At 71.6% G+C, this 20,539-nt stretch carries 19 protein-coding genes, 2 tRNA genes and 2 pseudogenes; 13 read left to right on the top strand and 10 right to left on the bottom strand.

Going from position 1 to position 20,539, the window contains the following annotated elements:
- Nucleotides 1-365: 365 nt before the first annotated feature.
- From ACUP6Y_RS03945 to ACUP6Y_RS03935, 3 genes are all read left to right on the top strand, one after another.
- Nucleotides 366-1,682, top strand: coding sequence for a diflavin oxidoreductase (locus ACUP6Y_RS03945; protein ID WP_462554317.1), 1,317 nt, complete (start codon nucleotides 366-368; stop codon nucleotides 1,680-1,682).
- The gene (locus ACUP6Y_RS03940) at nucleotides 1,604-1,948 is read left to right on the top strand and encodes a hypothetical protein (protein ID WP_462556612.1); all 345 of its coding nucleotides are present in this window, start codon (nucleotides 1,604-1,606) and stop codon (nucleotides 1,946-1,948) included. The genes ACUP6Y_RS03945 and ACUP6Y_RS03940 overlap by 79 nt, the downstream gene beginning before the upstream one ends.
- 103 nt (nucleotides 1,949-2,051) lie before the next feature.
- A complete protein-coding gene (locus tag ACUP6Y_RS03935; RefSeq protein ID WP_462554316.1) occupies nucleotides 2,052-2,840 on the top strand; it encodes an SDR family NAD(P)-dependent oxidoreductase in 789 nt (262 codons plus the stop codon).
- 6 nt (nucleotides 2,841-2,846) lie between these two features.
- Here the strand turns inward: ACUP6Y_RS03935 and ACUP6Y_RS03930 are convergent, their stop codons facing one another.
- Both ACUP6Y_RS03930 and ACUP6Y_RS03925 read right to left on the bottom strand, forming a co-directional pair.
- The gene (locus tag ACUP6Y_RS03930; RefSeq protein WP_462554315.1) at nucleotides 2,847-3,893 is read right to left on the bottom strand and encodes an LLM class F420-dependent oxidoreductase; all 1,047 of its coding nucleotides are present in this window, start codon (nucleotides 3,891-3,893) and stop codon (nucleotides 2,847-2,849) included.
- Nucleotides 3,883-4,910, bottom strand: a pseudogene (locus tag ACUP6Y_RS03925) (acyl-CoA dehydrogenase family protein). Before ACUP6Y_RS03925 ends, ACUP6Y_RS03930 begins: the two are co-directional and overlap by 11 nt.
- Before the next feature lie 83 nt (nucleotides 4,911-4,993).
- Here ACUP6Y_RS03925 and ACUP6Y_RS03920 point away from each other — a divergent pair.
- Together ACUP6Y_RS03920 and ACUP6Y_RS03915 are read left to right on the top strand one after the other, a co-directional pair.
- Nucleotides 4,994-5,353, top strand: coding sequence for a hypothetical protein (locus tag ACUP6Y_RS03920; RefSeq protein ID WP_462554314.1), 360 nt, complete (start codon nucleotides 4,994-4,996; stop codon nucleotides 5,351-5,353).
- A gap of 28 nt (nucleotides 5,354-5,381) precedes the next feature.
- Nucleotides 5,382-5,777, top strand: a pseudogene (locus ACUP6Y_RS03915) (universal stress protein); the annotation flags it as partial.
- Here ACUP6Y_RS03915 and ACUP6Y_RS03910 read toward each other — a convergent pair.
- Complete coding sequence (locus tag ACUP6Y_RS03910; protein WP_462554313.1) at nucleotides 5,710-6,456, bottom strand: TetR/AcrR family transcriptional regulator; 747 nt, start codon at nucleotides 6,454-6,456, stop codon at nucleotides 5,710-5,712. The pseudogene ACUP6Y_RS03915 and the gene ACUP6Y_RS03910 sit on opposite strands and share 68 nt — an antisense overlap.
- A 147-nt stretch (nucleotides 6,457-6,603) precedes the next feature.
- Here ACUP6Y_RS03910 and ACUP6Y_RS03905 point away from each other — a divergent pair, with 147 nt between their 5' ends.
- The 4 genes from ACUP6Y_RS03905 to ACUP6Y_RS03890 all read left to right on the top strand — a co-directional run bounded on the left by ACUP6Y_RS03905 (nucleotide 6,604) and on the right by ACUP6Y_RS03890 (nucleotide 10,224).
- Nucleotides 6,604-7,392, top strand: a complete 789-nt coding sequence (locus ACUP6Y_RS03905) for an SDR family NAD(P)-dependent oxidoreductase (RefSeq protein ID WP_462554312.1) — start codon at nucleotides 6,604-6,606, stop codon at nucleotides 7,390-7,392.
- Between the two features lies 1 nt (nucleotide 7,393).
- Nucleotides 7,394-8,524 carry a DUF5938 domain-containing protein gene (locus ACUP6Y_RS03900; RefSeq protein WP_462554311.1) on the top strand — a complete coding sequence of 377 codons (1,131 nt, stop codon included), beginning with the start codon at nucleotides 7,394-7,396 and terminating at the stop codon, nucleotides 8,522-8,524.
- Nucleotides 8,525-8,537: 13 nt separating this feature from the next.
- Complete coding sequence (locus ACUP6Y_RS03895) at nucleotides 8,538-10,142, top strand: acyl-CoA synthetase (RefSeq protein ID WP_462554310.1); 1,605 nt, start codon at nucleotides 8,538-8,540, stop codon at nucleotides 10,140-10,142.
- 9 nt (nucleotides 10,143-10,151) lie between these two features.
- Nucleotides 10,152-10,224: transfer RNA gene (locus ACUP6Y_RS03890), tRNA-Lys, on the top strand.
- On the opposite strand, the gene ACUP6Y_RS03885 is transcribed toward ACUP6Y_RS03890, so the two are convergent.
- Complete coding sequence (locus ACUP6Y_RS03885) at nucleotides 10,222-10,641, bottom strand: Fur family transcriptional regulator (protein WP_462554309.1); 420 nt, start codon at nucleotides 10,639-10,641, stop codon at nucleotides 10,222-10,224. The genes ACUP6Y_RS03890 and ACUP6Y_RS03885 overlap by 3 nt on opposite strands.
- Nucleotides 10,642-10,825: 184 nt before the next feature.
- On the opposite strand from ACUP6Y_RS03885, the gene ACUP6Y_RS03880 reads away from it, so the two are divergent.
- Nucleotides 10,826-11,770 carry a hypothetical protein gene (locus ACUP6Y_RS03880; RefSeq protein ID WP_462554308.1) on the top strand — a complete coding sequence of 315 codons (945 nt, stop codon included), beginning with the start codon at nucleotides 10,826-10,828 and terminating at the stop codon, nucleotides 11,768-11,770.
- On the opposite strand, the gene ACUP6Y_RS03875 is transcribed toward ACUP6Y_RS03880, so the two are convergent.
- Nucleotides 11,757-12,290 carry a GNAT family N-acetyltransferase gene (locus ACUP6Y_RS03875; protein ID WP_462554307.1) on the bottom strand — a complete coding sequence of 178 codons (534 nt, stop codon included), beginning with the start codon at nucleotides 12,288-12,290 and terminating at the stop codon, nucleotides 11,757-11,759. The genes ACUP6Y_RS03880 and ACUP6Y_RS03875 overlap by 14 nt on opposite strands.
- Nucleotides 12,291-12,363: 73 nt before the next feature.
- Here ACUP6Y_RS03875 and ACUP6Y_RS03870 point away from each other — a divergent pair, with 73 nt between their 5' ends.
- Nucleotides 12,364-13,002 (top strand): PaaI family thioesterase, encoded by a 639-nt coding sequence (locus ACUP6Y_RS03870; protein ID WP_462554306.1) that lies wholly within the window; start codon nucleotides 12,364-12,366, stop codon nucleotides 13,000-13,002.
- A gap of 28 nt (nucleotides 13,003-13,030) precedes the next feature.
- On the opposite strand, the gene ACUP6Y_RS03865 is transcribed toward ACUP6Y_RS03870, so the two are convergent.
- Nucleotides 13,031-14,521, bottom strand: a complete 1,491-nt coding sequence (locus tag ACUP6Y_RS03865; protein WP_462554305.1) for an NAD(P)/FAD-dependent oxidoreductase — start codon at nucleotides 14,519-14,521, stop codon at nucleotides 13,031-13,033.
- A gap of 247 nt (nucleotides 14,522-14,768) precedes the next feature.
- Here ACUP6Y_RS03865 and ACUP6Y_RS03860 point away from each other — a divergent pair, with 247 nt between their 5' ends.
- Entirely contained in the window at nucleotides 14,769-15,755 is a 987-nt protein-coding gene (locus ACUP6Y_RS03860; protein WP_462554304.1) for an ATP-binding protein, read from the top strand.
- Nucleotides 15,756-15,766: 11 nt separating this feature from the next.
- On the opposite strand, the gene ACUP6Y_RS03855 is transcribed toward ACUP6Y_RS03860, so the two are convergent.
- The 4 genes from ACUP6Y_RS03855 to ACUP6Y_RS03840 form a co-directional block, all read right to left on the bottom strand.
- The gene (locus ACUP6Y_RS03855) at nucleotides 15,767-16,132 is read right to left on the bottom strand and encodes a metallopeptidase family protein (RefSeq protein WP_462554303.1); all 366 of its coding nucleotides are present in this window, start codon (nucleotides 16,130-16,132) and stop codon (nucleotides 15,767-15,769) included.
- A 119-nt stretch (nucleotides 16,133-16,251) separates the two neighbouring features.
- Nucleotides 16,252-16,328 (bottom strand) — tRNA-Asp (locus ACUP6Y_RS03850).
- Between the two features lie 143 nt (nucleotides 16,329-16,471).
- Nucleotides 16,472-18,268: a purple acid phosphatase family protein gene (locus ACUP6Y_RS03845; protein ID WP_462554302.1), complete on the bottom strand. Its 1,797-nt coding sequence runs from the start codon at nucleotides 18,266-18,268 to the stop codon at nucleotides 16,472-16,474.
- A gap of 135 nt (nucleotides 18,269-18,403) precedes the next feature.
- Nucleotides 18,404-19,603 carry a HupE/UreJ family protein gene (locus tag ACUP6Y_RS03840; RefSeq protein WP_462554301.1) on the bottom strand — a complete coding sequence of 400 codons (1,200 nt, stop codon included), beginning with the start codon at nucleotides 19,601-19,603 and terminating at the stop codon, nucleotides 18,404-18,406.
- A 140-nt stretch (nucleotides 19,604-19,743) separates the two neighbouring features.
- On the opposite strand from ACUP6Y_RS03840, the gene ACUP6Y_RS03835 reads away from it, so the two are divergent.
- Nucleotides 19,744-20,520: a hypothetical protein gene (locus ACUP6Y_RS03835; protein ID WP_462554300.1), complete on the top strand. Its 777-nt coding sequence runs from the start codon at nucleotides 19,744-19,746 to the stop codon at nucleotides 20,518-20,520.
- The last annotated feature ends 19 nt before the right edge of the window (nucleotides 20,521-20,539 follow it).

Here is a 20,539-nt window from a genome sequence, read left to right as displayed (position 1 = left end):
CTCTCGTTCCAGCCGGAGTTCAAGGTCGCCGCGGTCACCGTGACCAAGGTCGCCAGCGCTGCCGCTGCCGTGCCCGCTCCAGCCGCCGCGCCCGCACCGGACGTCACCACGGCCGTCGTCCTCCAGGGCCTCGGCCTGGCACCGGTGCCCCGACCACTCCTGACCGAGGAGCAGAGCCACTACCTCCAGGGCCTGCTGTGGGCGCGCGCCCAGGACGGCGCCGCCGGGCTCCGCACCCTCCCGCCGACCGCGCCGTTCGAGCCCACCACGCGGGCCTGGCTTGACGGCATGCTCGCCGGCCTCGCCACGCCGGCGCCCACGACCGGGCCACCGCGCCTACCCCACCGACGCAGCCGGGGGTCCTCGTGCTCTGGGCCTCCCAGACCGGCAACGCCGAGGAGCACGCCGTCGCCTACGCCGACAAGCTGCGCAGCAGCGGTCACGAGGTGGACCTGGTCGACATGGACGAGTACGACGTCGCCGCGCTCCCCTCCACCGGCATCGTCCTGCTGGTCAGCAGCACGTTCGGCGACGGCGAGTCCCCCGACAACGGCGAGGCCTTCTGGAGCGCGCTCGCCGCCGACGGCGTGCCCCGCCTCGAGAGCGTGCGGTACGCCGTCCTGGCGTTCGGCGACTCCAGCTACGACGACTTCTGCGGCCACGGCCGCCGCCTCGACGCCCGGATGGCCGAGCTCGGCGCGGCGCCGATCACCGAGCGTGCCGACTGCGAGCCCGGCGACAGCGAGCCCGCGAACGCCTGGTTCGCCCGGGTGGCCGCCGGGATCGCCCCCACCTCGCCCCCGCCGGTCGCCACCCCCACGGCGGTACCCGGCCCGTCGTACGGGCGCCAGGCACCGCTGCTGACCCGCGTCGTCCGCAACCAGGCGCTCGGCGGCTCCGGCTCGACCAAGGACGTGCGCCAGTTCGGCTTCGCGACCGCGCCCGGCTTCACCTACCGGGCCGGCGACGCGCTGAGCGTGCGACCGCTCAACAGCCCCGCCGCGGTCGACTCCTGGCTCGCGCGCACCGGCCTCGACGGCGACACCGCGGTCGACCTCGACGGCGTCGGGACCGTGTCCCTGCGCGAGGCCGCCACCCGCCACCTCGAGATCGTCAACATCACCACCGACCTGCTCCGCTTCGTCAACGAGCGCGCCGGCGACCGCGACCTGGCCACCCTGCTCCGCTCCGGCAACAAGATGAGCCTCCAGCAGTGGCTGTGGGGCAAGCAGGCCGTCGACGTCCTCGCGGCGTACCCCACCACCGCTTCGGTCGAGGACTGGCTCACCGTGCTCAAGCGGCTCCAGCCCCGTCTCTACTCGATCTCGTCCAGCCCGATGGCCCATCCCGACGAGGTGCAGCTCACCGTATCCGCCGTGCGCTTCGAGTACGACGGGCAGGTCCGCAACGGGGTGTGCTCGACCTTCCTCGCCGACCACAGCGACGACGCGGACGTGCCCGTCTTCGTCCAGCCCACCGGCCACTTCCGGCCGCCGGAGTCGGCCGACACCCCGATGCTCATGGTCGGCCCCGGCGCCGGGATCGCGCCCTTCCGCGGCTTCCTCCAGGAGCGCCAGGCACTGGGGCACCCGGCCCCAACTGGCTGTTCTTCGGCGACCGGAACTCCGAGACCGACTTCTACTACCGTGACGAGCTGGAGTCGTGGCGCGACGGATTCCTGACCCACCTCACCCTCGCCTTCTCCCGCGACCAGCGCCAGAAGGTCTACGTCCAAGACCGGCTCCGCGAGCACGGCGCCCAGGTGTGGGCGTGGCTCGAGCAGGGCGCCCACCTCTACGTGTGCGGCGACGCCAGCCGGATGGCCAAGGACGTCGACCAGGCGCTCCACGACATCGCCCGGGTCCACGGGCGGCTGAGCGACGACAACGCGGCCAGGTATGTCAAGGCCATGGCGAAGGACAAACGGTACGTCCGCGACGTCTACTGATCGGAGGTCGAGGAGCTGCTCGTGAGGCCGCAGCGGACGACCGGACATCAGCCGGGCCCCGGGGACCCTGGGCAGCCGGAGGTCGAGAGGCGACCGTGGTGTCATGCTCGCCGACGTCCCCCCTCTCGCGCAGTCGCTGCCCCCGCTCTTCAGCCTCCGCGGCGACGTCGTCGTCATCACCGGCGCGAGCTCGGGCCTCGGCCTGCGCTTCGCGCACGTCGCGGCGGCGGCCGGCGCGACCCTCGTACTCGGCGCACGGCGCATCGATCGCCTGATGACGGCTGCCGAGGAGCTGCGGGCGCATGGCGGCATGGTCGAGATCCGGGAGACGGACGTCGGTGACCCGGACCAGTGCCGGGCACTGGCCCGGGTGGCCACCGAGCGGTTCGGACGGGTGGACGTCCTGGTCAACAACGCGGGCACCGCCAACGCGCGGCCGGCGTCGGAGGAGGCGCCGGACGACTTCCGGCGCGTCGTCGACGTCAATCTCAATGCGGCGTTCTGGATGTCCCAGGCATGCGCCGACGCGATGCCTCCCGGCTCGAGCATCGTGAACGTCGCGAGCGTGCATGGCCTCGTCGCGTCACGGTTCCCGCAGGCCTCGTACGCCGCCAGCAAGGCCGGACTCATCGGGCTGACGCGCGACCTCGCGCAGCAGTGGTCGCGAACCAAGGGGATCCGGGTGAACGCGCTGTGCCCGGGCTACTTCCACAGCGAGCTGACGGCGCGGGGCACGGGGGCATTGACCGCGATGGTCGAGCAGCACAGCATGCTGGGTCGGTTCGGCGAGCTCCACGAGCTCGACGCCGCGCTGCTGTTCCTCGCCAGCTCGGCGTCGTCCTACGTGACCGGAACGACACTGCTGGTCGACGGGGGCCTCGCCGCGGTCTGATCCCGTTCAGGACAGCAGGCCGGCGACGATCTCGATGTCGTCCGGCCGGCAGCGCACGACGTACGTCGTCAGCACCGACGAGCGCCAGCGCGGCAGCTCGGCCCTGATCTTCGACGGCGGACCGATGAGCGCGATCGCCTCCACCATCTCGACCGGGACAGCCGCCGCGGCCGCCTCCTTGTCCCCGCCCAGGTAGAGGTCCTGGATTCGGTCGCACTCGTGCCCGAAGCCCATCCTGACGAAGGCGTCGCGGTGGAAGTTCGCGGTCCGCGCGCCCATCCCACCCACGTAGAGCGCCAGCGCGGGCCGCAGCTCATCGGCACAGGCCTCGAGGTCGTCGCCCACGAACACCGGAACCTGCCCGGCCACCTCGAAGTCCTCGGGACGGCGGTGGCTGCCGCGCTCGAACCCTCGCCCGAGCTGCTCGCGGTACCACTCGTCCTGGTCGGGCGCGAAGAACACAGGCAGCCAGCCGTCGCCGATCTCCGCTGCCAGCGCGATGCTCTGCGGCCCCTCGGCGCCGAGCAGGATCGGAATCCGCTCGCGCAGCGGGTGGATCATCGACTTCAGCGGCTTGCCGAGGCCGGAGCCCCCGAGCGCCGGGAGGCGGTAGTGCTCCCCCGGATAGGTGGTGGGGCCGTGCCGTTCGATGATCGAGCGCACGATGGCGACGTACTCCCGCAGCTGGGCCAGCGGCTTGACGAACGGCCGCCCGTGCCAGCCCTCCACCACCTGCGGCCCGGAGACGCCCAGGCCGAGGGCGACGCGTCCACCAGTCAGGTGGTCGAGCGTCATGGCGCTCATCGCCGTCGCCGCGGGCGAGCGAGCGGCGATCTGGGCGACGGCGGTCCCCAGCCGGATCCTCGATGTGTCGGAGCCGTGCCAGGCAAGCGGCGTGAAGCAGTCCGAGCCGTACGACTCCGCCGTCCAGACCGAGTCGTAGCCCGCGGCCTCGGCGCGACGGACCCGATCGCCGACATCGGTGGGCATGGTGCGCTCCCAGTAGCTGAGCCGGAGCCCGAGCCGCGGGCCAGCGCCGGTCTCAGCGCCCATAGGCCGGCATGCCGTAGCCGCGTTGGGCGATGACGTCGCGCAGGATCTCGTTGGAGCCGCCGCCGAACTTCAGGACAGGGGCGTAGCGGTACATCCGCTCGTAGGCACCCCCTGCGATGGCGTCGACGCTTCTGCGGCTCAGCAGTCCGTCGACTCCCAGGATCTGCGTCGCCACGTGAGCGATGCGCTGGCAGAGCTCCGTGGCGTAGATCTTCTGAGCGGTCACCTCGATAGTCGGGATCCCGCCCGACGTGAGCAGTGAGGCCCCCTGCAGGCGAGCAGCTCAGCGACCTCGACGTCGGCGTCGAGCTGGGCGAGCTTGTGTCGCGTGAGCGGGTCGTCGACCGGAACCAGGCCGTCGGGGCGTGGCTGCTGGGCAAGCGCGAGCAGGTCGTCCACCGCACGGCGATAGCGGCCGGCGTTGGAGATCGTGGACCGCTCCAGGTCGAGGGCGCCGGTGATGTACTGCCAACCGCGGTTGAGCTCCCCGATCAGGTTGCTCCGCGGCACTCGTACACCGTCGAAGAAAGTCTCGTTGGTGCGATAGTCGCACCACGTCTGGATCGGATGGACCTCCACGCCCGGAGTCGCGATCGGTACGACGATCACGGAGATGCCTCGGTGCTTGGGCGCGTCCGGGTCGGTCCGGACGCAGAGCCACTCGTGCGTGGCGAAGTGGGCGTAGCTGTTCCAGATCTTGTGCCCGTCGATCACCCACTCCTCGCCGTCGACGCGAGCACGGGTCCGCAGGCTCGCGAGATCGGAGCCCGCTTCCCGCTCGGAGTAGCCGACGGAGAAGATCAGGTCGCCACTCGCGATCGCGGGAAGGAACTCCTCACGGTTCCGGTCGGTCCCGTGGCGCAGGATCATGGGCGCGATCGACTCCACCGTCAAGTCGCGGCTCGGGGCGCCCGCGTACTCGAACTCGGTGAACATGATCTGCTGCTCGACCGGACCGAGACCGAGGCCGCCGAACTCCTTCGGCCACCCCACCCCGAACCAGCCGCGCTCCCCCACTCTCCGCCGAAACCGGAGGAACTCCGGACCTCCGGCGTCGTAGCCGAGATCCTCGCGCGAGCGCGGCGATCAGCACCGCGTCGGTGATGGTGGTCGGCGGCCGCGAGCTCCCCGCCTTCGACGACCTGCGGCTGATCCTCTGGCTGGCCGCCGCCGCGGCGCTGGCCACGGCCGCGATCGGCGTTCCCATGCTGCGCATGCGGGAGTACGTCGAGGAGGCCGACCGCTCGGGCGCTGAGAACACCGCGCAGTCCCACCTCGTGCGCGGCCGGGTGCTCGACAGCCACGGCACACCGCCGCGGCAGGCCGTGGTCACCGTGCTCACGTCTGCCGGGCTCACCGTCGACTGGGGACAGGCCGACGCCGAGGGAGGTTCACCGCGGCCGTGCCCCGGCCCGCCGCTCGGCACTCCCCTCGGCCCCGCCGTGCGGGACCAGGCCTGACGCCGGTCGGGCGTCGTACCCTGACCCCGTGACCCACCAGCCCGGCACCGGCTTCGAGCTCGGGCGTGACGGCACCGCCTGGATCGTGGCCGGCGTCGACGGGAGCGTGACCTCCGAGCGGGCGGGCGCGTACGCCGCCGGCCTGGCCCGCCGGCAGGGCAGCCGGCTGGCGCTGGTCCTGGCCCGCGACCTCAGCGTGGAGGCCTCGCTCGGCCAGGAGCAGGCGGTGCGCGCAGCGATCGAGGGGCAGGACGAGATCGAGCGCGAGCTGCGCCGGGCGATCGCGACCACCAGTTGGCCGGTCGACGTGGAGCTGTTCGTGCGGACCGGCCCACCCGCGCGGGTGATCGCCGAGGTCAGCGAGGAGCTGTCGGCCGGTCTCGTGGTGCTCGGCTCGTCGCGCCAGCACGCGTACCTGCGGCCCGGCGGTCCACTGCCGGTCCAGCTGATGCGGCTGCGTCGCTGGCCGGTCCTGGTGGTGCCGTGAGCGGGTGGCCCAGCAGCACCGGCATCAGCGCGCGGACCTGGGCGCGCAGGTCGTCGAGCACACCCTCCCGCTCGCACAGGTAGCCGAGCAGCGCCTGCTGGAACAGGCCGTCGAGCAGGCCGTAGGCGACATGGGGGGTCATCGCGGCGGGGCGGCCGGCGAGGTCGGCGTACGTCGACACGACCCGCCAGACCATGTCCTCGAGCGTCTGGTCGATCTGGAGGACGGCCTCGCGCAGGCTCTCCTCGAACATGCTCTGGGAGCGCAGGTCGTACCAGAGACGGTGCATCGGCGCCTCGTCGACGATGGTCTCGACGAGCTTGTCGGCGAACGCCGCGACCAGGCCCTCGGCACTCGTCGCGTCGGCGACCACGTCGTCGTAGCGGTGGACACAGGTCGCCTTGTACTGGCGTACGCAGTAGACGATCAGGTCGAGCTTGTCGGTGAAGTAGTAGTGGACGACGCCGTGGGAGAACTCGGAGTTGTTGGCGATCTCGCGCAGGCTCGCGCGGGCGTAGCCGAGCTCGCCGAGGGTGCGCAGGGCCGAGTCGGCCAGGGCGCGGCGGCGCTCGTCGTGCTTGTCGGCGGGCGTACGACGCGCGGTCGCTGTCGTCATGGGGCCCGACCCTACCGCGCCCCTCCGGGTTCTCTGGACGATCGCCCAGATTTTTCTTGACGATTGTCAAGAGAAGTCTTGACAGTCGTCAAGGAGGCGGGGTTGTGTGGCCCACGTCACCCCATGTCGACGAAGGAGTCGCACACCATGACCGAAGCCGAACTGTCCGGGCGCACGGCGCTCGTCACCGGCGGCGCCCAGGGCCTGGGCCGGAAGTTCGCCGAGCACCTCGCAGCGGCCGGCGCGACCGTCGTGGTCGCCGACCTGCAAGACGACAAGGGAAAGACCGTCGCCGACGCGGTGGGCGGCGCCTTCGTTCACCTCGACGTCACCGACGACGCCTCCTGGGAGGCGGCCGTGGCCCAGGCGGTGCGCGAGACCGGCGGGCTCGACATCGTCGTCAACAACGCCGGCATCGAGATCGCCGGGCTCTTCGTCGACCTCGACCCCGACGTCGTCCGACGCATCCTCGACGTGAACGTGGTCGGCACCTCGCTCGGCATCAAGCACGCCTTCCGCACCATGGGGCCGGGCGGCGCGGCCGGGAAGGGCGGGGTCGTCATCAACATCGCGTCGGTCGCCGCGACGATAGCGTTCCCGGCGCTGTCGGCGTACTCCGCCTCCAAGTCGGCCGTCGACCGGATCACCCGGATCGCCGCGATGGAGAGCGGCAAGCTCGGGCTCGGCGTCCGGGTCAACTGCGTCTACCCGGGCCTGGTCCCCAACGAGATGGGCGCCGGCCTCGCCAACGAGATGACCGCCCTCGGCCTGTTCCCCTCACCCGAGGAGGCGGTGGCGGGCGTCGTCGCGCTGACCCCCTCGGGACGGCTGGCCACCGAGGACGAGATCGCCGACGCGGTCGCCTTCCTCGCCTCCGACCGGGCGCGGTTCGTCAACGGCGCCGGCCTCCCGGTCGACGGCGGAATGGGGATGTGAGATGACCACCGACAAGCCCGTCGTCGTCTACGGCGCCTCCGGCTACACCGGCCGGCTGATCTGCGAGTACCTGCGCGAGTTCGGCGTCCCCTTCGTCGCCGCCGGCCGCTCGGCCGACAAGCTCAAGGACTCGATGGACGCCCACGTCCCCGGCATCGAGACCGCCGACCACGAGGTGGTCGAGGTCGGCCACGCCGTCGAGGAGCTCACCGAGCTCTTCCGCGGCGCGTCCGTCGTGTGCAACACGGTCGGCCCGTTCAGCAAGCACGGCCCCGAGGTCGTCGAGGCCTGCCTGGCCGCCGGCACCCACTACCTCGACACCACCGGCGAGCAGGACTGGCTGATCACCTGCGAGGAGAGGTACGGCGCCGACTTCGCGGCCGCCGGACTGCTGCTCTCCCCCGGCATCGCGCAGATGTACACCACCGGCGAGATCGCGGCCGAGCTGTGCCTCGAGAGGCCGGGCCTGGACACCCTCGACATCGCGGTGTTCTGGGGAGGCTCCCCCACGATCGCCTCCACGCAGACCATCCTGGTCAACGCCGCGACGTCGCGAGCCCACTTCCTCCAGCAGAACCAGTACGTCGAGTTCGACCCCACGCAGGGCCTGGTGCCCCTGGTCGTACCCGGTCAGCACGAGCTCGCGCTCTCCCTGCCGTGGGGCGGCACCTCGCACCCGGTCTGGTACCGCAAGGACCCCCGCGTGGCGAACTGCAAGGCCCAGGGCGGTGTCTTCAACGCGGCGCTGATGAACGGCGTCCCGCAGATCGTCGCCGGCGCCCTGGAGGCGACCAAGGACATGTCGGAGTCGGAGCGCGACGAGGCGCTGACCGCGACCGCGGCGCAGGTGATGAACCAGATGCCGCCGCGCGAGAACCCCCGGCTCAACAAGTCGCTCGACTCGGTCCACGCCTCGGGACCGCTGGGCCGCGCGCACTGCGTGATCCACGGCAACCAGAACTACAAGCAGACCGGTCTGCTGCAGGCCTACGCGGCGTACTCGCTGCTCCAGCAGCCCCCGCTGCGGGTCGGGTTCGCCTCGGGCTGCAAGGCGTTCGGTCACCGCGCGCTCCTCGGCCAGCTGCGCGCGTTCGGCCTGGTCGCCGAGCCGGTGCTCACGGTCGAGGGCTGAGGAGAGCGGGCCGGTGCGACTGGTCGACTACCTGGACAAGGGGGCGTCGCTGGGGGGCGACGCGCCCTGCCTGGTCTGCGACGGGCGGACGTGGACGTACGACGAGGTGGGAGGCCTCGCCGATCGGATCGCGTCCGCCCTCGCAGGACAGGGCGTGCGGCCCGGCGACAAGGTCGCGATCCTGTCCGCGAACGACCCGGTGGCCTTCACCTGCGTCTTCGGGATCAGCAGCGCCGGGGCGGTGTGGTGCCCCATCAACCCACGCAACGAGGCCGACGAGAACCGCGAGCTGCTGGACCTGTTCGACTGTTCGGCGCTGGTCTTCCAGGCGTCCTACGCCGACCTCGTGGACCGGATCCGCGGCGACCTGCCGGCGATCACCACGCTGGTCTGCCTCGACGCGGACCTCGAGTGGGCGCTGTCCTGGGACGACTTCCTCGCCACCCCAGACGTCGAGGAGGTTGCGCAGCGACCGTCACGAGACGCCGGTCCAGACGACGACCTGGCCATGATCGTCGGCACCGGCGGCACCACCGGGCGGCCCAAGGGCGTGATGCTCACCGGCACCAACCTGGAGACGATGACGGCGCTCACCCTGATGAGCTACCCGTGGCCCGCGCGGCCCAACCGGCCGACGTACCTCGCCCTGGCTCCGCTCACCCACGCCGCCGGCGTGCTCTGCTTCCCGGTGCTCGCCTCCGGCGGGTCGATCGTGGTGATGCGGACGCCGGACGTCGGCGCCTTCCTGGACCTGGTGGCGTCGGAGCAGGTGACGCACACCTTCCTGCCGCCGACGCTGATCTACATGGTCCTCGACCATCCCGCCCTCGAGACCACCGACCTCAGCAGCCTCCAGTGCTTCTGGTACGGCGCCGCGCCGATGTCGGCCCGGCGGCTGGAGGAGGCGCTGACCCGGATCGGCCCGGTGATGGCCCAGCTGTTCGGCCAGACCGAGGCGCCGATGATGATCTCCACGATGGCGCCCCGCGACCACTACCGCGCCGACGGCTCGATCGCACTCGAGCGGCTCTCGTCGGCGGGCCGGCCGGCGCCGCTGGTGACGGTGGCGGTGATGGCCGACGACGGCAGCCTGCTCCCCGACGGCGAGCGGGGCGAGATCGTGGTGCGCAGCTCCCTGGTGATGCGCGGCTACTACCGGAACCCCGAGGCGACGGCCGAGGCGTCGGCACACGGCTGGCACCACACCGGCGACATCGGCTACCTCAGCAACGAACCGGGTGAGGAGGGCTTCCTCCACATCGTCGACCGGGCCAAGGACATGGTGATCACCGGCGGCTTCAACGTCTACTCCACCGAGGTCGAGCAGGCCCTGATGGCCCACCCCGCGATCGCCGACTGCGCGGTGGTCGGGCTGCCCGACGAGAAGTGGGGCGAGCGCCTCACCGCCGTCCTGCAGCTGCGAGCGGGCCACTCGGTCACGCCCGAGGACGTGCGAGCGTTCGTCAAGGAGCGGATCGGCAGCGTCAAGACGCCCAAGCAGGTGGAGATCTGGGCGGACCTGCCGCGCTCGAAGGTCGGCAAGGTGCTCAAGACGGAGATCAAGGCACAACTGGACCGACCGGCGGCCGCCGCCACCACGCCGAGGCACGCTCGATAGGCTCAGCCCGGGCCGTTAGCTCAGTTGGTAGAGCACCGGACTTTTAATCCGAGGGTCGTCGGTTCGAGCCCGACACGGCCTACCCCGACTGCCGCTGCGCGCACTCCGCGCACAGGCCGACCAGCTCCACCGTGTGACTGACCTCGGTGAACCCGTGCTCGTCGGCGACGGCGCGCGCCCACCGCTCGACCGCGGACCCGGTGATCTCGACGGTGCGGCCGCAGGAGCGGCAGACCAGGTGATGGTGGTGGGAGTCGCTGCAGCGGCGGTACGTCGCCTCGCCGGCCGGGTTGTGGCGTACGTCGACCTCGCCGCTCTCGGCCATCGCCTGCAGGGTGCGGTAGACCGTGGCCAGGCCCACCTTGTCGCCGGTGCGCCGCAGGCTGTCGTGGATCTCCTGCGCGCTCTGGAAGTCGGCGGCGCCGGCCAGGGCGTCGGTGATCGCCCGGCGCTGGCGGGTCGGCCGGAGCGCGGTCGGGCGCGCGTCGGTGTCGGGCACCGGGCCTCCTGGTGCGATCGGGTCGAACGGACTGGGAATCGATCTCAAATCTACCGTGTCCTCCGCGGGAGCCGGCCCGCATGGCTCGTTCGGGCCATCTGGACGGGACCGCCGGACCGAGGACGACCCGGGACCCACCCCGGTACCCTGGCCGCGGGAGAGGGAACGAGAGAGGAACTCGCTCGTGGGGAGCAAGGACGAGTTCGGGCCGGACACCGAGAGCATCCGGACCTGGCTGGACAAGCGCGGGACCTATGCCCGCGATGCCCGGGTCGTCGGCGCACCCCGTGGCGCCGTACCTCCGCCGACTCCCCCGCCGCCCGCCCCCGGCACGACGCCCCAGGGGCGCGCCGACTCGCTGAAGGCCGGCCGCTCGGTGCTCGACGCCCTCGGGGTCGAGACGCCGCCCGAGCCGCCCTCGCGGATCGCGCGGGCCGGTGGGCTCGACAGCACCGACCTAGGCCGCTCCGTCGTGGAGGCGCTGCGCGCCGACCTGCCGCGCAAGCCGAAGCCCGCGCCCCGCTCGGCTCCCCCGGCACCACCGCCCGCCCCGGATCCCGCCGACGTCCCGAGCCCCACGCGCCCGGCGCCGCCTCCGCGGGTGCGCAGCGAGCCCGAGGTCAAGCACGGCCGCTGGACCGAGCCCGAGGACAACCTGACCGCGCTCAACGCGAGCACCGACGCGCAGTTCCCGGTGCGCGGCGGCATCCGGCGCACCCTGTCCTGGGTGCTGCTCGCGGTGCTGATCGGCACCGGCGGGGCGTCGTACGCCGCCGCGAAGGAGCCGACCACCGCCTCGATCGGCGTCGCGGCGACCCTCGGCCTCCTGCTGCTCGTCGTGTGGGCGGTGCGTGCGGGCTGCACGACGACCGAGCTCGCCGTCCGGCGCGGCCAGCTGTCGATCACGCGCAACGGGCAGACCGAGCTGGTCGACCTGGCCAGCCCGTACACACCGATCGCGATCATCGGCGAGCCGGGCGAGCGCCACTGGACGGTGCTGATCGAGCGCGAAGGCCTGCCGCTGGTCGTGATCACCCGCTCGATGGTCGACCCGCACTGGTTCACGACCGTGCTCTACCGGCTCCGTCCCGGCCTGCGCCCGGGCGCCGACACGGTCACCCGGCCGTAGCGATCCAGAACCGCAGCTTGCCCTGGCGCTCGTCCTCGAACACCCCGCCGCCGGCCTCGATGGTGCGCCGCGACGCGTCGTTGTCGAGGTCGCAGGTGACCAGCACCCGCTCGATGCCGAGCCCGGCCGCCGCCCGGACCCCCAGGGCCAGTGCGCGCGAGGCATGGCCGCGGCGCCGGGCCGAGGGCCGCACGGCGTACCCGATGTGCCCGCCCTGGTCGAGCAGCCAGTCGTTGAGCAGGTGCCGCAGGTGCAGGAAGCCGACGACCTCGTCATTTGGCGCGCCGGTGCCATCGGTGATCCAGAAGTACGTCGACGGCACCCGGGTGCCGTCGAGGTCGGGGGCCGAGGTCAGCTCGGTCATCGCGACGTACGCCGCGCACCCGGCCTCGGTCGGCACCGGGGCGCCCTCCAGATTCCAGTGGCCGGAGCCGTGCATCTCGTCGGTCCCGCCGAAGTCCTCGACCATCGCCGCCCAGGACTGCCAGCGGGCGACGTCGGGAGGTACGAGCGCGGTCATGGCTCCCATCCCACCATCCCGGTCAACGGCTCTTTCTCACGACAGAACGAGAACGTGTTCTACTCTGACCCGCATGAACTGGCACCTCCCCGACACCGACGACACGCCCCCGGCCGTGGTGGAGCAGGAGGCGGCCGTCTGGCGCCCGCTCGCCGAGGTCGCCCGCGAGCTGGTCGACCTGTGCGTCACCTCGGACGTCGACGAGGCCGAGGTCGCCGCCGCCCGGGCCGACGTCGAGGCCGCGGTCGCCCGGCTGCGGAGGGTCCGTCGTACCCGCACGCTCGGGCAGGAGCACCTCACCGGCGGACGCCGCCGCCCCTGGGGCAACCCGGTCATCGGGCTGCGCAACCCCATCGCCCCACCGCTCGCCGTGACCAGCGACCCGGCAGGGCGGGCGGAGACGGACTTCCACTGCGGGGCGGCGTACGAGGGACCGCCGGGGCTGGTCCACGGCGGGGTGGTGTCGCTGATCCTCGACCAGATCCTCGGGCACGCCGTCGGCGCCGCAGGCCGCCCCGGCATGACCGGCACGCTGACCGTCGTCTACCGACAGGGCACTCCCCTCGGCGACCTGCGCGCCGAGGCGTGGATCGACCGCGAGGACGGCATCAAGACCTGGGCTCGGGCCCACCTGATCGGCCCGGCCGGCGTCACCGCCGAGGCCGAGGGGGTGTTCCTGCTGCCGCGGGCGATTCGGGAGCAGGTCAGCTGACTGGTCCGGCTTCTCATCCAGCCGGGCGTCACCCCCCGACCTTCACCCCACGCTTGTTCTCGTCCGAGAGCCGCGCCTCCTCGGCAGCCTGCGCCTCGAGCTCGGCCCGCCGCACCGCCTCGTCGTACTCACCGGGCTGGGAGACCAGGTCGGTGGCGCCGCGGGCGAGCCGCTGCAGGGCCACCCGGGCGAAGATCTGCTGCTCGGTGGAGGTGCGCTCGGAGCGGCCCTTGCCGATGAACGAGACGAACCAGTGCATCACCGCGGTGACCCGGTTCTTGAAGCCGGTGATGTAGAAGAGGTGGACGACCAGCCACATCAGCCAGGCGAGGATGCCGGTGAGCCGGAGCTTGCCGACCATCGCGACCGCGCGGAAGCGGCTGACGATCGCCATCGAGCCCTTGTCGAAGTACTTGAACGGCGGCTGCGCGGGCTTGCCCTGCAGGCGGCCCTCGATCTCCTTGGCGGCGTACTTCGCGCCCTGGATGGCCACCTGGGCGACACCGGGGAGGTTGTCGAGCGAGATCATGTCGCCGACGACGAACACCTCGGGGTAGCCCGGCAGGGTGAGGTCGGGGTTGACCGAGATCCGGCCCGCTCGGTCCAGGGGCGCGCCGGTCTGCTCCGACAGCGTCTTGCCGAGCTTGTTGGCCTGCACGCCCGCGGCCCACACCTTGGTGACCGCGTTGATGCGCTCCTCGGAGCCGTCCTTGTACTTCACCGTCAGGCCACGCTCGTCGACCTGGGAGACCAGCGCGCCGAGCATCACCTCGACGCCGAGTCGCTCGAGCTTCTCCTGGGTCCACTTGCCGAGCTTGTGACCGAACGGCGGCAGCACCTGCGGCGCCGCGTCGACCAGGATCACCCGCGCGTGCCGGGTCGAGATCGCCCGGAAGTCCCGGGTCAGGGTGCGGTGGGCGAGCTCGGCGATCTGACCGGCCATCTCGACGCCCGTCGGGCCGGCGCCGACGACGACGAAGGTCAGCAGGTGGTCGACGTTCTCACCGCGGGAGGCGCCGAGCTCGGCCATCTCGAAGGCGCCGAAGATCCGGCCGCGCAGCTCGAGGGCGTCGTCGATGCTCTTCATGCCGGGCGCGAACTCGGCGAAGTGGTCGTTGCCGAAGTACGACTGGCCGGCGCCGGCGGCCACGATCAGGGAGTCGTACGGCGTCACGAGCTCGCGGCCCAGCACGTGGGAGACGACCTGGCGGTTCTCCAGGTCGATGTCGGTGACCTCGCCGAGCAGGACCTGGGCGTTCTTCTGGTTGGCCAGGACCTCGCGGGTGGGTGGGGCGATCTCACCCTCGGAGAGGATGCCGGTGGCCACCTGGTAGAGCAGCGGCTGGAAGAGGTGGTGGGTGGTCTTCGCGATCATCGTCACGTCGACGTCGGTCTTGCGCAGCTGCTTGGTGCCGAACAGGCCACCGAAGCCCGAACCGATGACGACGACCTGGTGACGGTCCGAGCGGGGGACGATGATGCGATCGGGCAGGTCGGGCTGGATGTCGCCTGCTGCCATGGCTGCCTCCTGGAGCACCTCTGGTTGACGCGTCGCGCCGGTTCGAGATCATTGTTCCGCGTCCCCTGCACGACCCCCAACCCGAGGTCAAGGTCTGGTAGGTCACATGCCTTCGATACCGTCACCAAACGACGTCGAGGAGGTTGGTTTAGTCGTCAACCGGGTGGGGTATCGCACCCGGGAACGCCACCCAACACCCCGGAAGATCGATCAGCACACTCGGGCCGCGACCCCGGAAGGTTCCTCCGTGCAGCACCGGCAGTCCCTGGACCTGGCCCCCGGGCCACGCATCGTGCATGACGCACGACGCTGGGTCGTCCAGACCTGCGGTCAGCTCGGGCGCACCGACCTCGCCGACTGCGCCGAGCTCGCGGTCTCCGAGCTGGTCACCAACGCGGTCCTCCACGGGATCGCCCCGATCCGGCTCCAGGTCCGCGGCACCGCCGAGCACCCCCGGTTCGAGGTGCATGACGCCTCGGTGATCCCACCGCAGCCCTCGACCCAGGCCGGTGGCTTCGACATCGACGCCTTCGACCTCGACGCCTTCGACACGCTCGACGAGGACCAGCTCGCCGCGCTCACCACCGTCGGCCGCGGCCTCGACATCGTCGCCCGGGCCTCCGCCGCGTGGGGCGCCGAGATCGACGAGGACGGCAAGGCGGTGTGGTTCGAACCGGCCCCCGAGCTGTCCGAGACCGGCGGGGCGCCGTACCAGCAGACCCACAGCATGCCGTCGCTCCAGGCCGACCACACCCGGGTCGGCGAGGTCGGAGTCCAGATCAACGGGGTGCCGATCGGCGCCTTCGGCCGGTTCCAGCGCCACTACCGCGACCTGAGCCGCGAGATCCGGCTGCTCGCCCTCGCCCACGAGGACGACTACCCGCTGGCCAAGGTGCTCTCGGAGCACTTCGACGCCCTCGAGCGGCCGCTGCGCGCCAACATGGGTCGCGAGCAGGTCGACAAGGCGCACGCCGACGGGCGCGAGACCATCGACCTGCGGCTGCGGATGCCGCGCGAGACCGCCCGGCAGATCGGCGGCCTGATCGACCTGCTCGACGCGGCCGACGAGTTCTCCCGCGCCCAGCGGCTGCTGACCGCGCCGCGCACCCCCGAGCAGCGCTCCTTCCAGATCTGGTTCCTCGGCGAGTTCCGCCGCCAGTCGGTCGGCGCGCCGCCGGTCGCCTGGACCGGCACCGGCACCGGCTCCGGCACGCGCCCCAGTCTGCAGGCCTGACCCCTTCCGGCTCAGGCGTAGCCGAGGTCGTGGAGTCGGGCGTCGTCGATGCCGAAGTGGTGGGCGACCTCGTGGACGACGGTGATCCGGACCTCCTCGGCCAGGTCCTCCTCGTCGTGGCACATGTCGAGCAGCGGGCCGCGGAACAGGAAGATCCGGTCCGGCAGCTGCGGCTCGAACCCGCCGCCGCGCTCGGTGAGCGCCACGCCGTCGTACAGGCCCAGCAGGTCGTCGGGCTCGCCCTCGGGCGGCTCGTCCTCGACGAGCACGACCACGTTGTGGACCAGCCGGGCCAGCTCCTCGGGGATGCCGTCGAGGGCGCGGTCGACGAGGGCGTCGAAGTCCTCGGGGCTCATCTCGACCGGCACACGAGCCATTGTGCGGGATTCCCCCAGCCGGGCGTGGGGTTGGGGCCCCGCGCCTCGCGGCCGGAGGCCGCCAGCAACACACCAGGCGACCTGGTCTGCGCTTTCCGCAGACACAAGCCGCCTGAGACTGGCGACCCTGACGAGACTCGAACTCGCGACCTCCGCCGTGACAGGGCGGCGCGCTAACCAACTGCGCTACAGGGCCATTCGCTCACCGCGCTCTCGCGTGGTGAAGCGGATGGAACTCTAACCCATCCTCCGGCGCCAGTCCCAATCGGCGGCCCCGATCGGCGACGGCCCACGGGAATCCGGGGGCCGTCGCGTCGGGTGCTGTGCGCTGGGTGCGGGTCAGCCGAGCTGCTTCAAGATGGCGCGGTAGGCCGCGCGCTGGCCCTTGAGCTTGGCCAGCTTGGCGCCCTTCGCCTTCTTGATCTTCTTGGTCAGCTTGGCGATCTTGGCGGTGATGCTCGCCTTGACCGCGGCGGGGACGACCTCGACGGTGTGGTCGTTGTTCTGGATGACGGTCTCGGTCTTGGTGGTCGTCACGACGTCCATCGGCGGGAGGATCGGCGAGACGTCGGCCGGGGTGCGGAAGATGCCGAACTGGTCCTGGATCGAGCCCATCGGAGCGGTCCAGTCGCCCAGCTCCGGGCCGATCCCGGTGACGTTGCCGCGGTCGACGGCCGGGTTCGGGCCCTTGTCCGCGCTGTTGTCGTTGGCGCGGATGTTCTTGACCTGCAGGCCCTTGTCGTTGACCGTCACCTCGACGTAGGTCTGGACGTGCTCCTGGTTCTCCACCGAGTTGGCCCAGTGCCGCACGTGCGCCTTGGTCTTGTCGCCGGTCTGGACCGACTGGGGGCCACCGATCTTGTCGTCGGGGCCGTAGCCGCCCTTGCTCGCGTCGGGCTCGGTGAGGTCGTAGTACTTCGAGCCGGAGGCGGAGTTGGCGGTCACGTAGACGACACCGCCCTGCTTCTCCACGACCGTCTGCTGACCGGGCTGCTCGTTGGGGTCGGCCTTGACCGCGTCCGAGCCGACCGCCGTGCCCTTGAGGGCGTACGAGCGCGAGTAGGCGTGGTCGTGGCCCTGCAGGACCAGGTCGACGCCGAGGTCGGAGAACTCCTTGGTGAAGTCCTTGCGCCGCTGCTGGTTGTCGCTGTCGTTGGCGTGGTCGGCGGGCGAGTAGATCGCGTGGTGGTAGACGAGGACGACGTGCTTGGTGTCGGCGTCCTTCTGCTCCTGGATCGTCTGCCGGACGAACTCGACGTGGGCCGGGTCGCTGCCGTTGACGGTCGAGTAGGCGTTGGAGTTCAAGTCGATGAACAGCACGCCCTTCCACTTGTACCAGTAGTCGCCGCCGGACAGGGTCGCCTTGTTGGCGGCGTTGGTGTAGAGCGCGTCGCTGCGGTCGACGGTGTCGGGCAGCGCGAAGTGCTGCTCGTAGGCGTAGCCGCCGACGTCGTGGTTGCCGATCGTGGCGGCCCACGGGATCGAGCGGAGCTGGTCGGGCTGCAGGAAGTTGTCCCACTCGGTCTCGTTGTTGGCGGTGTTGACCTGGTCGCCGCCCGAGACGTACAGCTCCGCCTTCGGGCTGTACCTCTCGGTCTGGTCCAGCGCCCACTCCCAGCCGTCGCCGTCGGCCTCGGGGTCGCCGGAGGAGCCGACCTGCGGGTCACCGAAGAAGAGGAACTGGAAGTCGCCGTTGCCGAACGACCCGGTGGTGAAGGAGTAGTCGTCGGAGACGTTGGCGGTGCTCTGCTCCGCCACCCGGTAGTAGTACGTCGTGTTCTCGGCGAGGCCGGTGATCTCGGCCTTGCCGTTGAAGTTGGTGAGGGCGGCGCCGGTCTTGGCGTCGGTGGTCGTGTTCGCCGCGACGGTCGCCGCGATCACCTGCTTGTCCGAGAAGTCGGCCTTGGTCGCCAGCTCGATCGACTCGCCGGTCGCCGGGTTGGTGGCGGAGTACCAGGCGACGGTGCGCGAGGTCTCGTCGTCGCCCACGCCCAGCACGATGCCGCTGATGGCGAAGGCCGCCGGGTCGGCGCCGTTGGCCGACAGGGTCACACCGGTGCCGAGGACCGCGCCGGCTGCCAACGACACGGTCGCGACTCCCGCGCCGATCCGGCGACGGGTGAGGTTGAACGTCATGGAGGAGGTCCCTTTCGAAGTGTCCGAGGAAAGGTCCAGAGGTTGGACGTTCCACCGTCGCGAGTTCTGGCGAACGTTCGGTGAACGGGGCGGATGCGCGAAGACGTGCTTCGGCGAACAGTGACCGGCGGCGGCTCACCCGGCGGCGAGGCGCTGGACGAACCAGACCAGGCCGAAGACCGCGACGACGGCGGAGACCGCGCCGGTCACGAACAGGCCCGCGGTCGGCGCCTTGCGGCGCAGCAGCGCCAGCACGGGGAAGAGCAGCACGATGAGCCCGATCTGGACCGCCTCGATGCCGAGGTTGAAGACGATCAGCGACCACAGCAGGGTCCAGGACCAGGCCTGGTCGATCCCGAGCGCGCCCGCGAAGCCGAGGCCGTGGATCAGCCCGAAGCAGAACACGACGGCCAGGCGCGTCCACCCGGCGCGGTCCAGGGCGAGGTGGCTGCTGCCGGTGACCTCGAGGTCGCTCGCGTGCTCGCGCTTGCGCCACAGCCGGAGCAGGTGCCAGCCGGCGACGACGGCGATGGACAGGGCGATGACCGGCTCGATGACCCGGGCCGAGACGGCGACCAGGCCCAGCGCGGCGAGGACGAAGGTCACCGAGTGCGCCAGGGTGAACGTGGTCGCCGCCAGGACGATCTCGCGCAGCCGGCGCGAGCCGGCGATCAGGGCGAGCAGGAACAAGATGTGGTCGAGGCCGAAGAGCAGGTGCTCGCCGCCGAGCTTGAAGAACTCCCGGAACCGCTCGCCGGTCGACTGCTCGGACGAGAAGGACGTGCGCGAGGAGTCGAGGACGGCGCTGCCCTCGACGAGGTCCAGGTCGTAGGTGACGATCGTCGTCGTACCGGTCACGTAGCCCTCGGCGTCGGGGAACAGCGTGCTGCGCACGTCGTGCTCGGTGGCGTCGACGGGACAGGCGTGGTCGAGGACGACGTGCAGATAGGGCACGTCGCGCATGTCGACGGTGAACGCACCCGCGGCGGACGGCCGGCAGGCGGTGCCATCGACGCTGACGCCGAAGCGGTCCTCGACATAGGCCAGGACGGCGTCCGCGTGGTCGTTCATCGCGCTCGTCATGCCCGCGAAGTCCGCGGACTCCCACGCCGGCTGCCCGACCTGCGCCAGCTCGTCGGCATCCTGGGTGTCGGCGACCGAGTAGAGCAGCAGGTCGTACTCGAGGTCGAGCTCGACACGGACCTGCCCGCGCTCGGGTGCGGTGACGTCGGCGTACACGACCGAGGAGAACCCGTGCGCCTCGACCTGAGGGGCGGTGCCGAGGATCAGCAGGAGGGCGGAGGTCAGCAGGAGCAGTGGGGGAATTCGTCGCATGGCAGAGCGGAGGGTGGCGGTCGCGGATGAACGAACGGCGACGCTCCGGCGAACGCCTCGACACCGGCGAGGAGCGCTTTGGAACGGTTCAGCGCATCGGGTAGACATGCCCCGTCCCGTCCCCGTCGGAGAGGCCCGTCGTGCCCGCCCGTGTTCCCGGTCGGCTCGCCGCAGCCGCCGTCGCTCTGATCTCGCTGTCCGCGTGCTCCTCGTCGGACACCCCGTCGAGCACCCCGTCGCCGGCCGCGTCGGTCGACACCGCGACCCCCTCCGGCCCGTCCGCGGCACCGTCCGCGCCCCCCGGACCGACCGTCCTCGGCGCCGACGGCGGCCCGGTCGTGCCCTCCCCCGGCAGCGGCGAGCTCGGCCCCGGGTTCGTCACCCCGACGGCCCCGCCCCCGCCCGGCGGCACCATGACCCCGACCGCGGACTCATGGGCCGGCGTCACCGTCCCCGCGGGCTACACCGCGGCGCTGCTCTCGACCGACGACAGCGCCGCTGCCCGCCACCTCACGACCGCCGTACGGGACTGGGCGACGGCGAACCATGTCCGGCTCACCCGGGTGCGGGCGCACGACCCGCACGCGTACGTCGCGAGCATCCAGCAGGCCATCGACCTCGGCACCGACCTCGTGATCAGCGCCGGCGACCCGCTCGCCGACCCGCTCTCGGTGGTCACCGCGAGCTGGCCGGGGCAGGAGTTCCTCCTGCTCGGCGCCGAGCTCGCCGAGCCGACGCACAATGTCACCGCCGCGGTCTGGAAGGGCACCACCGCGCGCGGCGGCGGCAGCGGCACCGGCAACGCCTGGGCGTACGACGCCGCGAGCTTCACCGTCGAGCGCGCCGCTCGCGCCCTCGACGCCGGCGTCGCCGCCGTGCTGAAGGGCTACGCGGGCTACGTCGTCCGCGTGGACTGACCCGGCCCGTCGTACCGGA

It is taken from the genome of Nocardioides sp. S5-5, assembly GCF_054954065.1.
This window is presented reverse-complemented; position numbering and strand designations above follow the sequence as displayed.